The sequence below is a fragment of the Bacillus sp. ES1-5 genome (genome assembly GCF_022487605.1).
Classification (GTDB): Bacteria; Bacillota; Bacilli; order Bacillales; family Bacillaceae_G; genus Bacillus_A; species Bacillus_A wiedmannii.
Map to the genome: position 1 here is coordinate 1 of NZ_JAKVPU010000054.1, position 426 is coordinate 426.

Annotated in this window: 1 pseudogene; it reads left to right on the forward strand. The window is 36.6% G+C overall.

Annotated elements, in window-relative coordinates:
• Positions 1-358 (forward strand): annotated as a pseudogene (locus MKO96_RS29250) (hypothetical protein); the annotation flags it as partial.
• Positions 359-426 lie beyond the last annotated feature (68 nt).

Consider the following 426-nt stretch of genomic DNA (forward strand, 5'->3'; position numbering starts at 1 on the left):
CGCAGATAATAAGTCTGCATTAGAACGTGCTGGAAGTACAGCAATGGATAAAGCCGTAAAAGTAGGTGTTTTACGAACACAAGAAGAAATTGCTATTGAACCAGCAATCGCAAAGAAAGAATTTGAAAAGTCTTATAAACAAAATGCAACATTTAAGGATCCGGCATCAAAACGAGAGTTTTCTGTACATGCTGTACAAGAGCAACCTGCAATGATTGCGGTTGAAGGAGAAGCCGAGACTGCTAGTTATACTAAACAATTTAATGAAAAGAAAGGCAGCATTAAAAGTAACGCAAAACACATATTTATTTATTTCACGTTTCCTCCAGCTTTCTTGTTGTCAGAATCTGCTTCATAAATAAATATGTGTTTTGCGTTACTTTTAATGCTGCCTTTCTTTTCATCACCACTTAACGTCCCTACGGA